The organism is Nonlabens arenilitoris (genome assembly GCF_002954765.1).
In the GTDB taxonomy this organism is placed as follows: domain Bacteria; phylum Bacteroidota; class Bacteroidia; order Flavobacteriales; family Flavobacteriaceae; genus Nonlabens; species Nonlabens arenilitoris.
On sequence record NZ_MTPW01000001.1, the window covers coordinates 915667 to 928152 of the forward strand.

The following is a 12486-nucleotide window of genomic DNA, read 5'->3' on the forward strand; positions in this document are numbered from 1 at the left end:
TCCATGTTTATAAATTAAATATTTTAAACATGGATTTCTTTATGTTATCAATGAGATTCTCCTACATATATATTAGATCTTATTATAGACAAAATCAAGATTAGTAATACCGCTTGCAGGAGTACCTGCGGCACCACTAAAATATTGAGCCACATCATTATCATCCACATTAAAAGATAAAGTAGTAGGTGTTAAGAGAACCTGTTGAGACTCAGTAGCTGTTCCACCATTAATATTAACCGTAATTGTTAGTGTACCGTTTGCATAAGAATAGGTACCACTTTCAACACTAGTATTACAAATTAAGTTGTTTGCCGCATCAAAACTTACCTCAGCAATTGTAGAGCTAAAAGTACCATCTGCATTAAAGCTTATCGCCATAGCGTCAAAACAATTAGTCTCAACAGTCAATTCAGTATTGGTGACCATGTCTTGGTTAAGATCCACAGCCACGTCTGCGGTTAGAGTACTTAAAACATAATTACCTACTAAGGCTGCATTACTATTAACAGATTGATTTTCATCATTAGTACATGCAGTAAAAACAAATAACATAGCGATTAAAGGAAGTATTATATTTTTCATCATTATTATTTTTGTTAAAGATAGCAAAATATAATAATGTACTATTTTTGAATCGGTTACAAGCTTACAACCCTTGAATTTATTGATGTTTTGAAGCAAATTCGCTATTGCGAAATGCGAATGATAAGAAGAAAAAGAAGCTCAAAACTCTTAAAAGTGTTGAGTAACTTTATTTTTTTTGAATCTCACTGCTTGTCAATCAAATATAAAATCATACATTTGCAGCCCGATTTTAACCATTGAAATCGTTACAATTTAAAACAGGTTCAAAGTGAATACGTTAAGTTACAAAACAGTTTCTGCTAACAGCGCTACAGTAAACAAAGAATGGGTACTTGTAGATGCAGCAGACCAGCCACTAGGTCGTATGTCTTCAATAGTTGCAAAACTATTAAGAGGAAAATATAAGACAAATTTCACTCCACACGTAGACTGTGGAGATAATGTAATTGTGATAAATGCTGACCAGGTGAAGCTTTCTGGTAATAAGTGGTCTGAGAAGACTTACATACGCCACACAGGCTATCCAGGTGGACAGCGCAGTCTTACTGCTCAGGAGCTTTACGATAAAGACCCTACAAGAGTAGTTGAGAAAGCTGTAAAAGGAATGTTACCTAAAAATAAATTAGGATCAGCAATATTCCGTAACCTTAAAGTGTACAGCGGTGCTGAGCACGGTCACGATGCACAACAACCTACGACTATCAACTTAAACGAGATCAAGTAAGATGGAAACATTACACAAAATAGGTAGAAGAAAAACTGCCGTAGCTCGTGTATACCTTAGCGATGGAGAAGGTAATATCACTATAAACAATAAAGACCTTAAAGATTACTTCACAACTGGTACTCTTCAATATAAAGTAAACCAACCGTTTGCTTTAACTGAAACTACTGGAACATATGACGTTAAAGTAAACGTGTATGGTGGTGGAATTACTGGACAAGCAGAAGCTATTCGTCTTGCTCTTTCTAGAGCTCTAGTAGAGATTGATGAAGAAAATCGTCTAGTATTGAAACCAGAAGGACTTATGACACGTGACCCAAGAATGGTGGAACGTAAGAAATTCGGTCAGAAGAAAGCAAGGAAGAAATTCCAATTCTCTAAGCGTTAATACTGCAAAGAAATTATCATCCCATTTGGTTTCACAATCAAATGGGATTTGTTCTTATATTTTTTTAATTTTTAATTTGCTGTCATCCCGATTGCCGTCGGGACCTAGTTTAGCATCTAAATGATTATGGCGATTTTCAATTATGTTGAAATGACCACTTAATCATTGCTATCTGACAGAACGTAAACTATCTAAACATGGCAAATAACACAGAAGTCAAGAATCTACTTGACGCAGGTGTCCACTTCGGTCACCTAACACGCAAATGGGATCCAAACATGGCACCATATATCTATATGGAGCGTAATGGGATTCACATCATCAACCTTTACAAAACTAAAGCTAAGCTAGACGAGGCTAACGAAGCTCTACGCAAGATCGCTGCATCTGGTCGTAAGATTCTTTTCGTTGCTACTAAAAAGCAAGCAAAAGACATCGTTGCACAACACGCTGGTGACGCAAACATGCCTTACATCACTGAAAGATGGCCAGGTGGAATGCTTACTAACTTTGTAACAATCCGTAAAGCTGTTAAGAAAATGGCTCTTGTAGACCGTATGAAGAAAGATGGTCGTTATGAAACTCTTTCTAAAAAAGAACGTTTACAAGTAGACCGTATGAGAGCTAAGCTAGAAAAGAACTTAGGTTCTATTGTAGATATGACTCGCATGCCTGCAGCTCTTTTCATCGTTGATACCGTACGTGAGCACATCGCAGTTAAAGAAGCATTGAAATTAGGTATTCCTATTTTTGCAATGGCAGACACTAACGCAAACCCACGTGATATTGACTATGTGATCCCATCAAATGATGATGCATCAAAATCTATCGATATTATCGTAAACTCTGCTGCTCAAGCAATCAAAGCTGGTCTTGAAGATCGTAAGAACGAAAAGAACAACGAAGCTGCAAAGTCAGAAAAAGAAGCTAAAGCTGAAAAGCCTGCAAAAGCTAAAAAAGAAGCTGTAAAAGCTGAAGAAGAAGAATAAATCATAATCTCTGGGAATCCAGAATCTAAAATCTTTTCAACATGGCAAAAATAACCGCCGCTGAAGTAGGAAAATTAAGAAAGACCACTGGTGCTGGTATGATGGACTGTAAAAAAGCCCTTGTAGAAGCTGAAGGTGATTTTGACAAAGCAATTGAAATCCTTAGAAAAAAAGGTCAAAAAGTAGCTGCAAAGCGAGCTGACCGTGATTCTTCTGAAGGTGTTGTAGTTGCAAAAATAAATGATGATAACACTAGAGGTGTTATGATCTCTTTAAACTGTGAAACTGACTTTGTTGCAAAAAATGACGACTATGTTGCATTAGCAAACAAAGTTGCTGACATCGCTTTAAACACTAATACTAAAGAAGAATTGCTAGCTGCAGACTTTGATGGTATGACTGTTGCTGATAAGTTGATTGAGCAAACTGGAGTAATTGGTGAGAAACTAGAAATAGGTGGTTTTGAAGTATTTGAAGCACCATTTGTAGGAGCATATGTGCACGGTGGAAAAATCGGCGCGATGACAGGACTTTCTACAGCATCTGATAATGCAGAAGAAGTTGCAAAATCTGTTTCTATGCAAGTTGCATCTATGGGAGCAACTACTCTTTCTTATAAAGATTTTGATCCTGCATTTGTACAGTCAGAAACTGAAGCACGTATTGCTGCTATCGAAAAAGATAATATCGAACGTGGACGTTTAGGGAAACCTTTAAAGAATATCCCATTATTCATCTCTAGATCTCAAGTTACTGATACGGCAATCGCTGAAGCAAAAGCACGTTTTGAAGAAGAATTAAAAGCAGAAGGTAAGCCTGAGGCTATCTGGGAACGTATTATCCCAGGTAAAATCGACCGTTTTATCTCTGACAATGTTTCTTTAGATAAAGAACTAGCTTTACTAGATCAAGACTTCATCATGGACGACAGTAAAACTGTTGCTCAATATGTAGATTCTAAAGGTGCAAGCGTAGTAGGATTCAAAAGAGTTTCTATCGCTTAATTAGCTTTTAATAGAATATTAAAATCCCATCTAGGTAAATCTTAGATGGGATTTTTTTGTTTCTGATTTCGCTTTCGCGAAAGCGAAATATTCCTCTCACATATTTTCTACATTTGTACAATGCTTAAACATCTAATTTCTTTACTCGTACTAACCATAACTAGCTGTGCACAACTACCTAAACAAGGCAGCGATGAGCATTTTACTTTTGAAAAAATAAGTGAATTACCTATATCAATCAATGAGAGTTCTGGACTTATTGTTATAGATGGTCATTTAATTACTCATAATGATTCTGGTAACATGCCCATACTATATCAATTAGATACCACAGGAATTATTACTGATTATGTGAAATATCGTTACCTGTCAAATCATGATTGGGAAGCTATAACAATGTCAGATAGAGCAATTCATATAGCAGACATAGGCAATAATAGAGGTGACAGAAAAGATTTGAAAATCTATAACATTATTAAACCTGCGATATGGCAAGAAGACATAGATATAGATATCTCAACAATAACTTATGCCGCACAAACAAACTTTAAACGACGTAATCAACGACATTCTTATGATGCAGAGGCAATAATTGTTATTAATGAAGTTATGTATCTATTCTCTAAAGACTGGATTAACTACAACACTTCTATATATACACTACCACTTTACCAAGACACTTCATTAAATAGTCATCAAGTCATTAATACTAAAGGCCTAGTTACCGATGCTGCCTATAACAATAAAAACACGGTATTGCTATGCGGTTATAACCAAAGTCTTCAACCATTTGTAGCGCAATTAAATTTTAACGATGATAAGTTTACATTAATTAAGAAAGTAGATCTGCCTATAGAAGGTGCACAAATTGAAGCAATTGCATATTATGGTAAAGATCAACATGGCGATGACATATATTACCTAACTAGTGAAGCTGTAAATGTCCAACTAGGAGATGACGAGGCAAAAGTACCTGGAGAACTTTACAAATTGATCTGGCGAGAATAAGAACAATAAATTACTGAACTAGTATAATATTAAGATTAAAATCTGATTCTGAATCAAAAAGGAATTCCATTATATTTGCACAACCTCAGACACACCTTATGAAATACAATCGCATCCTTCTTAAATTAAGTGGAGAAGCATTAATGGGAAATAGACAATATGGTATTGATCCAGAACGTCTATCAGAATATGCTCAAGAAATCAAAAAAGCCATAGAAAAAGGTATTGAAGTAGCTATCGTTATAGGTGGTGGAAACATCTTTAGAGGTGTCGCTGGCGCGAGTGCTGGTATGGATCGCGTTCAAGGAGATCATATGGGTATGCTCGCTACAGTCATAAATGGTCTTGCATTACAAAGTGCACTTGAAGACGCTGGGGTGCCTACCAGACTACAATCTGCCATTAAAATAAATGAAGTAGCAGAGCCTTTCATACGTCGTAAAGCAATGAGACATCTTGAAAAAGGTCGTGTTGTAATTTTTGGCGGTGGAACAGGAAACCCATACTTTACAACTGATAGTGCCGCAGTATTAAGAGCGATAGAAATTGAAGCAGACGTGATTCTTAAAGGTACTCGTGTAGACGGTATCTATACAGCAGATCCAGAAAAAGATACAAACGCGACTAAGTTTGATTTTATAAGCTTTGATGACGTGTTGCGTAAAGGTCTAAAGGTAATGGACACTACAGCCTTTACCTTAAGCCAAGAAAACGAATTACCTATCATCGTCTTTGACATGAATAAAAAAGGTAATTTGATGAAAGTGTTGAGTGGAGAAAATATAGGAACCAGAGTACAATTATAAAAGTGGCAATATATTTGCTAACCGTAAAGTATAAATTTGAGCTATGAACGAAGAATTAGAACTAGTTATAGATGCCTGTAAGGAAGGAATGGAATCTGCCATTACGCACTTAGAAAAGCAATTATTAAATATCCGTGCTGGTAAAGCTAGTCCAGCTATGCTAGGTAGTGTATTTGTAGACTATTATGGTAGCCAGACACCTCTAGGGCAAGTTGCAAATGTTGCTGCGCCAGATGCTAGAACGATTACCGTGACTCCATGGGAGAAAGGCATGATTACAGAGATAGAAAAAGGGATCATGTATGCTAACCTGGGCTTAAACCCTATGAATAATGGAGAAAGCGTTATTATTAATGTGCCTGCATTAACTGAAGAGCGACGTATAGACCTTGCAAAACAAGCTAAAAGCGAAGGCGAGGACGCTAAAATAGGTGTACGCAACGATCGAAAAACAGCGATGAATGACCTAAAAAAATTAGGCCTATCTGAGGATCTTTTAAAAACCTCTGAAGAAGAAGTACAAGAACTTACTAATACTTACATTGCCAAGATTGATAAAATTGTAGCAGTGAAAGAAGCAGAAATAATGAAAGTATAATTATATACTTTTACAAAAAAAGCCAGCCATTATGCTGGCTTTTTTTTGATTGATATAGTTCTAAATAAGTGATAAGATTCTTTATAAGCGTATATGCTTCTTGTATTTTTATCGTTACTTAGTTAAGTTTTACATCTATTAGATTAATGTAATCAATGAGGTACTGGCCTTTTATTTTATTTCTTTTTTCAAGCATCATTGTTCAAGCGCAACAAGATGTCACACCTGCATTAGAAATAATCAAGGCATCTATCGCTAATAAGGATTTAAACAACCCTTTAAAAGCATTAAATACATTTCAGTACGAGAGCTATGAAAATCTCAAAATAGCAGGTAATCCTGAGGCTATAACAGGTTCTGGATATAAAAAAACAGAACTAAGAAGAACATTACTCAAAACCGGTGTCTTTTTATCTGAAAAGACATCTGACATCGTCCATGATCAGTCACAAGGCTATAAAGAGCTTATTACCGCTGCATTTATGCCTGGATTTGACAAGCCTGTATATCCTATCTACAACATCAATTTTCAATCTCGCAATTTGTATCAAGATACTTATGTCGTCTTTGATCAACATTATATTAATCCAGTTTCTAATAGTGGCCTCAATAGCTACAATTATGAAACCATAGGAGACACTATCATTGAAAATAGAAAAATTAATATTATAGGATTTGCACCCATAGAAACATCTACCTCTACCCTATCGGGCACTATCTATATAGATCAAGAAACTAGCGCCATTGCAAAGGCACATTATAACATTTTTAAAAATCTAAGAGTAGAGACTAAGCACGACTATGTATATGACTCATTACATCACTTATGGTATTGCTCTTATAGCGAGTTATTCATTAAGAAGACTAATAATGTAAAAGAAATAGAACTTTTTGGTGGACGTTTTGAAGTAGGTACTCGTAAACAAGAAGATATTGATCGTGAAACTGACGAACTCTATCTTATAATGAAAAGGTATCAAAAAGATTTCAAAACTAACCGTAAGGTAACTTTTGGTCAAAAAGGAGTTTCTATTGAAATCCCTGAAAATTCCATTGATAAACCACTCAGTTATTGGGACACCTATAGAAATGAAGAGCCTTTTACCACACAAGAGCTAGCTAATTTCATGCAATTAGACAGTATCGTAATGGCCGAGAAAGTGACTCGCAAACTAGAAGTCATAGAGAAATTTAAGGTAGGTTATTATCCCGTTGGATTTTTTGATATCGATCTCAAATACCTTATAAAATTTAATGAATACGAAGCCTTCAGAATAGGTATAGGTGGTACAACTAACGATAAATTTTCTGAGAGATGGCGAGTTAGTGGCTATGGAGCCTTTGGTACTAAAGACAAAGTTTTTAAACACAATATAACCTTAGGTTATAGAATTAGTGAAGAAAACAACACGTGGTTAAGCGCTTATAAAACAGATGACATCAATGAGTTTGCAGGAGCTAGATTCCTTACAGACGCTAGAGTATACTCACTTTTTGAGCCTCGATTAATTAATATACCTACATTTTACCTCTATAAAGAATATGGAGTATCATTACAGCAACGCTTATTCCCATCTGTGATTAGTGAGTTCTCGCTTTCGCGAAAGCGTATTTCACAAACTACTAATTATGTATTTGCCCCAGATGGTAATCCATTTGTCAATTACGTTTTATCAGAGGCTACAATTGCTGCCCGCTGGAGTCCTAAAAGTGAATTTATGAAAACTCCTAAAGGATATCAAGAAACGATAAAGGGATATCCAATTTTAAGCGGTCAAGTTACTAAGGGAATTCAAGGATTACTAGATAGTGATTTTAATTATTTAAAATTCTCTGGTAAGGCTTCATATACAATCCATAGAATCAACGGTTCTAAAACGGCATTTTTACTTGAAGGACATTATGCAAGTGGTGACGTACCATTAAGTCATTTATTTCACGCTTACCCTAATTCACCTACAAAGGATGAAGTGCTTCAACGGTTTTCTGTAGCTGGTAGAAATAGTTTTGAAACTATGTATTTTAATGAGTTCTTCTCTGACCGTATCGCGACGCTGCAAATGCGTCATAATTTCGCTCCATTTCATATAACATCCTGGCTCAACCCAGAATTAGTCATTACCTCGCGATATGCTATTGGGGACTTTAATGACACCGGTGATCATCTCAATATTGATTTTAATAGACTTAATAAAGGTTATACCGAGTCTGGTTTTGAATTAAATAAGTTGATTTATGGATTTGGGATTAGCGCAACTTATAGATATGGAGCATATCACTTGCCTCAATTTTCTGACAACCTAGCCCTTAAATTTACTTTCTATTTAGAAATTTAAAATTCATACTCTTAAAAATCTGTATAAACTATCTTTAAAAGTTACCTTTGCAGCCCTGTTAAAGGACTATGCAAAAGTTATTTAGTTTTTCGTTTTGGAATGGCATCGCAAGGATCATATTGCGCAACAGAGAGATTCTTCTGAGCCTTATTATTCTAGCCACTATAGGTCTCGCTACCCAATGGGGTAATATGCGATTCACCCATTCTGAGGCAAACCTATTGCCAGACAACCATCCTGTAAATCAAGAGTACAGACGGTTTTTAGATAAATTTGGTGAAGAAGGAAATTTAATAATTCTAGGAATAAAGAATAGCGATCTTCAAACCTATGAAGACTTTAATGCATGGAATCAACTTGCAGATTCTATTGAAAAATATGATGAAGTTGAGCTTGTTTTATCAACCTCTAACCTACCTGTCCTTAAAAAATCTGAAGATGCCTCTAAGTTTATCATTGAGCAATTATCTAAGGACCCATTAAAATCTAAAGAAGAGCTTACGGCATATAAAAAGGAGCTATTTGGTGAATTACCATTTTACCGCAACCTTATTTTTAGTGAAAAAGATTCAGTTCTTAGAACGGCTATTTATATCAAGAAGGACATTGTTAATAGCTCAATCAGAAAAGAGTTTGTACTCGATAAATTCAATCCGCTGATTGAAGATTATAAAACAAATCATGGCCTTTCAGAATTAAGAGTTTCTGGAATGCCTTACATCAGGACTTTAAACTCACAGAATATAGTTGATGAGATAAGTATGTTTCTATTGGCAGCATTACTTATCACATCTGCAATTTTCTTCTTCTTCTTTAGATCATGGAGAGCTACTTTTATATCTATAGTTACTGTAATAATAGGTGTGATGTGGGCTTTTGGATTTCTAGGGCTACTTAATTATGAGATTACGGTATTAACTGCACTTATTCCACCTTTAATAATTGTGATAGGAATTCCTAACTGTATTTTCTTAATTAATAAATACCAACAAGAAATTAAAGAACACGGTAATCAGGCCAAATCACTTCAACGTGTTATTACTAAGGTAGGTAACGCGACCTTAATGACTAATCTTACTACAGCTAGTGGATTTGCTACTTTTATCTTTACAGACAGCACCTTACTTAGTGAATTTGGGATTGTAGCTTCTATATGCATTGTTTCCATATTTCTTTTAAGCTTAATGATTATTCCTATCATTTACAGCTATTTACCAGTTCCTAAAGACAGACATCTAGAGCATTTGAGAAAACGTTGGATAGGCACATTTGTAGACTGGACAGAGCGTATGGTAAAAGAAAATCGTATCGCAATTTACATTACTAGCCTTATTGTATTAGTTATTTCTATTATAGGAATGTATCAAATAAGGGTTTCTGGTAGTCTGATTGAAGACATGCCTAAGTCTATGCAATTCTACAAAGACATTAAATTCTTTGAAAAAAGTTTTGACGGTATCATGCCACTAGAGATAGTAGTAAATACTAAGAGTAAAAAAGGTGTTTCTAAAGCCAAAACTCTTAAAAAGTTAGATGAAATAGAAACTCATATCATTGAAACTCCTGAGCTTTCTAGACCTATGTCTATCGTAAGTATCGTAAAATATACAAAGCAAGCGTTTTATGGTGGTGATCCCGAGTTTTATGACCTACCGACTACTTATGAACGTGTAGGTATATCTACCTTACTAGATGATAGTGGTGGCGACGCTATGCTTATGAAAAGTTACGTAGACAGTACTGGACAGTATGCTCGCATAACCACGTTTATGAAAGATATGGGAACAGACCGCATGGAGCGTGTAGAGGAGGATTTACGTGATGAGATAGCAAAGGTTTTTCCAGAAGATAAATATGAAGTTTTACTAACAGGTAAGGCACTCGTTTTTCAAAAAGGGACTAATTACCTTATCAACAATTTAGTAATCTCCTTAACACTTGCGATCATCCTAATCGCTCTATTTATGGCGTGGATGTTTAAATCTGTGCGCATGATACTAGTCTCACTCGTACCTAATATTTTGCCGTTAATTATTACAGCAGGTTTAATGGGTTATCTAGGCGTTCCTATTAAACCATCAACGATATTAGTATTCTCCATAGCTTTTGGTATATCCGTGGATGATACAATACACTTTTTAGCAAAATATAGACAAGAACTCATTGCAAATAAATGGCGAGTTAAAAAATCTGTATATGCTGCTTTAAGAGAAACAGGAGTTAGCATGTTCTATACTTCTATCGTATTATTTTTTGGGTTTTCAACATTCACAATTTCTAGTTTTGGTGGCACCGTGGCACTAGGCGCATTAGTAAGTGCAACATTACTATTTGCCATGTTATCTAACTTATTATTGCTTCCTAGTATGCTTTTGTCTTTAGAACGCAGTATTGCAAACGAGCGCACGTTTAAAAAACTACCTATCCCTATTATCCATAAAGATGGAGATGAAGAGCAAGAGTAGATGTGATTTCGCTTTCGCGTAAGCATATTCACAACAATCCCTTTGATAATCATTGGCATTCCATGTCATAAAAATTATATTTGCTGTTCTTAAAAAATCGAGAATGCAACATCAAAGAATTGCCGCGTTATTGCAAGCAGAACCTAGCATGCAGGAGATTACTGTAAAAGGTTGGGTACGTAGTTTTAGAAACGATCGATTCATCGCTTTAAACGATGGATCTACCATTCATAATTTACAATGCGTTATTGAGCCAGATAATTATGAACGCGCTCTTCTAGACCAGATTAATGTAGCAGCGGCTGTGGCCGTGACAGGAACACTAGTAGAGAGTGCTGGTAGTGGACAACGTGTTGAATTACAAGCAAAAACTGTAAAAATACTAGGTAAAGCAGATCCAGAAGAAGTTGCTAAAACTATACTATCTCCTAAACGCCACAAACTAGAGACTCTACGTGAGCAAGCACATTTAAGAGTACGTACTAACACATTCGGTGCAGTCATGAGAGTACGTGCTGCATTATCATTTGCTGTACACAAATACTTTCAAGAAAACGGTTTCTATCAAGCACATACGCCTATAATTACTGGTAGTGATGCTGAAGGAGCCGGAGAAATGTTCCGCCTATCAACATTAGACCCAAAGAATCCACCACTTGATGAGGACGGAAATATAGACTATAAACAAGATTTCTTTGAAAAAGAATCTAACCTTACCGTTTCTGGTCAATTAGAAGCTGAGACCTATGCCATGGGATTAGGACAGGTATATACCTTTGGCCCTACTTTTAGAGCAGAAAATTCAAACACCTCTAGACACCTTGCAGAGTTTTGGATGATCGAGCCTGAAGTTGCATTTAATGACCTAGATGCTAATATGGATCTGTCTGAAGACTTTATCAAATATGTTGTTAAATATGCACTAGACAACTGTAAAGATGATTTAGACTTCTTAGAAAACAGACTTATACAAGAAGACAAGAGCAAGCCACAAGCTGAACGTAGCCCAATGGAACTGCGCAAGAAACTAGAATTCATTCTTAAAAACAACTTTAAACGTGTTTCTTATACAGAAGCGATCGATATATTAAAGAGCTCTAAACCTAATAAGAAAAAGAAATTTAAATATCTTATTGAAGAATGGGGCGCAGACTTACAAAGTGAGCATGAACGCTATCTAGTAGAAAAACATTTTGAATGTCCGGTTATCCTTTTTGACTATCCTGCAAATATTAAAGCATTTTACATGAGACTAAACGATCCTGACAGTGAAGGTCGTGAAACTGTAAGGGCTATGGATATCTTATTTCCAGGAATTGGAGAGATCATAGGTGGATCGCAACGAGAAGAACGTTATGACGTACTTAAAGAGAAGATGGACACTATGGGAATTCCTGAAGAAGAGCTATGGTGGTACCTAGAGACTCGCAAATTTGGTAGTGTAACTCACAGTGGTTTTGGTCTAGGTTTTGAGAGACTAGTAATGTTTGTAACTGGTATGAGTAACATTAGAGATGTGATACCTTATCCACGCACACCTGGTAATGCAGAGTTTTAAATAAATAATTATCCGCAATATA

11 protein-coding genes are annotated in these 12486 nt (G+C 35.7%); 10 read left to right on the forward strand and 1 reads right to left on the reverse strand.

The genetic code is table 11. The annotated features are described in order from the left end of the window. Positions 1–72: 72 nt before the first annotated feature. A complete protein-coding gene (locus BST92_RS04030; RefSeq protein ID WP_170061707.1) occupies positions 73–585 on the reverse strand; it encodes a lipocalin-like domain-containing protein in 513 nt (170 codons plus the stop codon). A 271-nt stretch (positions 586–856) separates the two neighbouring features. On the opposite strand from BST92_RS04030, the gene rplM reads away from it, so the two are divergent. The 10 genes from rplM to asnS all read left to right on the forward strand — a co-directional run bounded on the left by rplM (position 857) and on the right by asnS (position 12464). Beyond that, complete coding sequence (gene rplM, locus BST92_RS04035) at positions 857–1312, forward strand: 50S ribosomal protein L13 (protein WP_105070292.1); 456 nt, start codon at positions 857–859, stop codon at positions 1310–1312. 1 nt (position 1313) lies between these two features. After that, the gene (gene rpsI / locus BST92_RS04040; RefSeq protein ID WP_006796104.1) at positions 1314–1700 is read left to right on the forward strand and encodes a 30S ribosomal protein S9; all 387 of its coding nucleotides are present in this window, start codon (positions 1314–1316) and stop codon (positions 1698–1700) included. A gap of 197 nt (positions 1701–1897) precedes the next feature. Continuing rightward, a complete protein-coding gene (gene rpsB / locus BST92_RS04045) occupies positions 1898–2689 on the forward strand; it encodes a 30S ribosomal protein S2 (protein ID WP_105070293.1) in 792 nt (263 codons plus the stop codon). A gap of 41 nt (positions 2690–2730) precedes the next feature. Continuing rightward, entirely contained in the window at positions 2731–3693 is a 963-nt protein-coding gene (tsf, locus tag BST92_RS04050; protein ID WP_105070294.1) for a translation elongation factor Ts, read from the forward strand. 120 nt (positions 3694–3813) lie between these two features. After that, the gene (locus tag BST92_RS04055) at positions 3814–4701 is read left to right on the forward strand and encodes a hypothetical protein (RefSeq protein WP_105070295.1); all 888 of its coding nucleotides are present in this window, start codon (positions 3814–3816) and stop codon (positions 4699–4701) included. Positions 4702–4799: 98 nt separating this feature from the next. Continuing rightward, entirely contained in the window at positions 4800–5507 is a 708-nt protein-coding gene (gene pyrH, locus BST92_RS04060) for a UMP kinase (protein WP_105070296.1), read from the forward strand. 43 nt (positions 5508–5550) lie between these two features. Beyond that, on the forward strand, positions 5551–6105 hold the full coding sequence (gene frr, locus BST92_RS04065; protein WP_105070297.1) for a ribosome recycling factor: 555 nt from the start codon (positions 5551–5553) through the stop codon (positions 6103–6105). Between the two features lie 155 nt (positions 6106–6260). Further along, entirely contained in the window at positions 6261–8441 is a 2181-nt protein-coding gene (locus BST92_RS04070) for a DUF5686 family protein (protein ID WP_105070298.1), read from the forward strand. Positions 8442–8509: 68 nt separating this feature from the next. After that, positions 8510–10906, forward strand: coding sequence for an efflux RND transporter permease subunit (locus BST92_RS04075; protein WP_105070299.1), 2397 nt, complete (start codon positions 8510–8512; stop codon positions 10904–10906). A gap of 103 nt (positions 10907–11009) precedes the next feature. Then, entirely contained in the window at positions 11010–12464 is a 1455-nt protein-coding gene (asnS, locus tag BST92_RS04080) for an asparagine--tRNA ligase (RefSeq protein WP_105070300.1), read from the forward strand. Positions 12465–12486 lie beyond the last annotated feature (22 nt).

Bases quoted from the DNA above. Each gene is read 5' to 3' on its own strand.
- BST92_RS04030 (WP_170061707.1), bottom strand. From the start codon at position 585: ATGAAAAATATAATACTTCCTTTAATCGCTATGTTATTTGTTTTTACT.
- rpsI (WP_006796104.1), top strand. From the start codon at position 1,314: ATGGAAACATTACACAAAATAGGTAGAAGAAAAACTGCCGTAGCTCGT.
- rpsB (WP_105070293.1), top strand. From the start codon at position 1,898: ATGGCAAATAACACAGAAGTCAAGAATCTACTTGACGCAGGTGTCCAC.
- tsf (WP_105070294.1), top strand. From the start codon at position 2,731: ATGGCAAAAATAACCGCCGCTGAAGTAGGAAAATTAAGAAAGACCACT.
- BST92_RS04055 (WP_105070295.1), top strand. From the start codon at position 3,814: ATGCTTAAACATCTAATTTCTTTACTCGTACTAACCATAACTAGCTGT.
- pyrH (WP_105070296.1), top strand. From the start codon at position 4,800: ATGAAATACAATCGCATCCTTCTTAAATTAAGTGGAGAAGCATTAATG.
- frr (WP_105070297.1), top strand. From the start codon at position 5,551: ATGAACGAAGAATTAGAACTAGTTATAGATGCCTGTAAGGAAGGAATG.
- BST92_RS04070 (WP_105070298.1), top strand. From the start codon at position 6,261: ATGAGGTACTGGCCTTTTATTTTATTTCTTTTTTCAAGCATCATTGTT.
- BST92_RS04075 (WP_105070299.1), top strand. From the start codon at position 8,510: ATGCAAAAGTTATTTAGTTTTTCGTTTTGGAATGGCATCGCAAGGATC.
- asnS (WP_105070300.1), top strand. From the start codon at position 11,010: ATGCAACATCAAAGAATTGCCGCGTTATTGCAAGCAGAACCTAGCATG.